The following is a 2148-nucleotide window of genomic DNA, read 5'->3' on the forward strand; positions in this document are numbered from 1 at the left end:
GGGTGGGGAAGGAATACCAAATCCAAATACCGAAAACAACAAGGACTCGCCGTGGCGAGTCCTTGTTGTCTTGGTTTGTTCTTTGTCTTCTGTCCCCGCTCCTGTTCCCGATTGCCCCGTCCTGGCTGGGCCGAGGAGCGCAGACGTAGGCGGATCAGGGATCGCGCTTGTTTGAGCCGAAGGCGAGTTTGCGCGAGACCCCGCCGTAGTCGAGCACCGCAGGTTGCCCGTAGCGAAGCGTAGGGACCCAGACTGCGGGTCGCCTTTTCTTTGCTTACTTTCTTTTGGCGAAGCAAAAGAAAGTTACTTGCTGCCGGGCAATCCCCGGCCAGCAAGCCTCAGCAGCGAGCGCACTCGCCAAAAACACCTCAAGCCATCAAAAAAGTTCTAAATATCTTCCAAATATCTAACAACGTTCAAAATAAAAAACATCCGTTAATTTTCACCAAAACCCCGGCAAGGCTTGCCTTTACATTTGACAAATGCAAGCCCGACTAGACCGCCAACAAGCCCAAAGCGATTCACGCCGAAGGGGCGTGCTGGACGCGGCCCGCGCGGTGTTCGAGCGCCTGGGCATGGAGGGCGCCAGCATCCGTGAAATCGCGAAGGAGGCCGGCTACACCGCCGGCGCCATTTATTCCTACTTCGAAAGCAAGGAGGCGATCTATGGCGCCTTGCTGGCCGAGTCGCTGGAGCGCCTGAATGCCGCGGTGCATGGGGCCGGCACAGGCTGCACCGAGCCGGCCGACCTGCTGGAGGCCAAGGCCGGCGCCTGGTTCGGTTTTTTCGCGGCCAACCCGCGCGACCTGGACCTGGGCTTTTACCTGATGCAGGGCATGCGCCCGCGCGGGCTCACGGCCGAGCTGAACTTCCATCTCAATGACCGCCTGCACGACGCGTTGCGGCCGTGCGAAGGCGCGTTGCAGGCTATGGGTTTGAACGCCGAAGACGCCTTGCGTGAAAATACGGCTTTGTTCTCCCACGGCGTGGGCCTGCTGCTGCTTCAGCACACCGGGCGCATACGCATGTTCGGCCAGGACGCGACGCTGCTGTTTGACGCCTACCTGATCACGCTGGTGGAGCGCCTGCGCTACGCCCCGGCCTGATCCGCTTTTATTTTTTCCAGGAATTTCCATGCTGCTCGATGCCGACGACTCCCAACTGGTGCTGGTGGACTACCAGTCCCGCCTCATGCCCGCCATTTTTGAAAACAGCCTGGTGCTGGCCAATGCACTCAAGCTGGCGCGTATGGCCAAACTGCTGGAGGTGCCGGTCTGGGGTACGGCCGAAAACCCCGGCTCGCTGGGCCCTCTCGCGCCTGAGCTGCAAGCCGCCATCGCCGCCGCCGGCGGCCGCACGCTGGACAAGATGTCCTTCAGCGCCGTCGCCGACGGCCTCGTCGACCTGCTGCGCCCGCCCGTGCGCAAGGCGCAGGCCGGCGGCAACGCCCGCAGCCTGCCCAAACATTTGCAAAAACCCGCGCCCGAGCCGGAGGAGGGCAGGAGCACCATCGTCATCGCCGGCTGCGAAGCCCATGTCTGTCTGATGCAGACCGCGCTCGATCTGCTGGAAGAAGAGTTCGAGGTCTGGGTCGTGACCGACGCCTGCAGCTCGCGCACCGAACGCAACCGCGACGCCGCCTTTGACCGCCTGGCCGGCAACGGCGCCGAACTGGTGACCACCGAGATGGTGGCGTTTGAGTGGCTGCGCACGGCCGAGCATGAGGCGTTCAAGGATGTGCTGGGGCTGGTGAAGTGAGGCGGGCCGGCTTTCAAGCTGCCCACACCATGCGCATACTCTGGCTTCTTCTTTTTACACTCCTTGCGGGCTGCGCCACCGGCGAAATCGTGCAGCCTGTGAGCCAGGCAAGTTCACCCAGTCCTGAATATCCCGCCGTCTCCAGGCGTCTTGGGGAGCAGGGCCGTGTGATATTACGAGTGCGGGTGCTGGCGAGCGGTGAACCTGGCGAGGTGCGGCTTCACAAAAGTTCAGGCTTTGACAGGCTGGATGCTGCTGCGGTGGCGGCCATGAAGCAATTCAAATTCAACCCCGCACGAACCCGCTGGGGCCGCGCCGTGGATTCGTGGGTAACCCTGCCGATCGAGTACGCCTTGAAATGAGCGATTCAACGGGGTACGGGTAAGGCGG

3 protein-coding genes are annotated in these 2148 nt (G+C 62.0%); all 3 read left to right on the plus strand.

What is annotated here, in order from left to right:
- Nucleotides 1-482: 482 nt before the first annotated feature.
- From AC1D0P_RS25075 to AC1D0P_RS25085, 3 genes are read left to right on the plus strand one after another with little or no spacing between them, the layout of a single operon-like run.
- The gene (locus AC1D0P_RS25075; protein WP_477679215.1) at nucleotides 483-1106 is read left to right on the plus strand and encodes a TetR/AcrR family transcriptional regulator; all 624 of its coding nucleotides are present in this window, start codon (nucleotides 483-485) and stop codon (nucleotides 1104-1106) included.
- Nucleotides 1107-1134: 28 nt separating this feature from the next.
- Complete coding sequence (locus tag AC1D0P_RS25080) at nucleotides 1135-1758, plus strand: isochorismatase family protein (RefSeq protein WP_477679216.1); 624 nt, start codon at nucleotides 1135-1137, stop codon at nucleotides 1756-1758.
- A 29-nt stretch (nucleotides 1759-1787) separates the two neighbouring features.
- Nucleotides 1788-2120: an energy transducer TonB gene (locus AC1D0P_RS25085; RefSeq protein WP_477679217.1), complete on the plus strand. Its 333-nt coding sequence runs from the start codon at nucleotides 1788-1790 to the stop codon at nucleotides 2118-2120.
- Nucleotides 2121-2148: the final 28 nt, after the last annotated feature.

The organism is Polaromonas sp. P1_G2 (assembly GCF_056405515.1).

Excerpts from the sequence above, each read along its gene's own strand:
- AC1D0P_RS25085 (WP_477679217.1), top strand. The coding sequence starts at position 1,788 with ATGCGCATACTCTGGCTTCTTCTTTTTACACTCCTTGCGGGCTGCGCC.
- AC1D0P_RS25075 (WP_477679215.1), top strand. The coding sequence starts at position 483 with ATGCAAGCCCGACTAGACCGCCAACAAGCCCAAAGCGATTCACGCCGA.
- AC1D0P_RS25080 (WP_477679216.1), top strand. The coding sequence starts at position 1,135 with ATGCTGCTCGATGCCGACGACTCCCAACTGGTGCTGGTGGACTACCAG.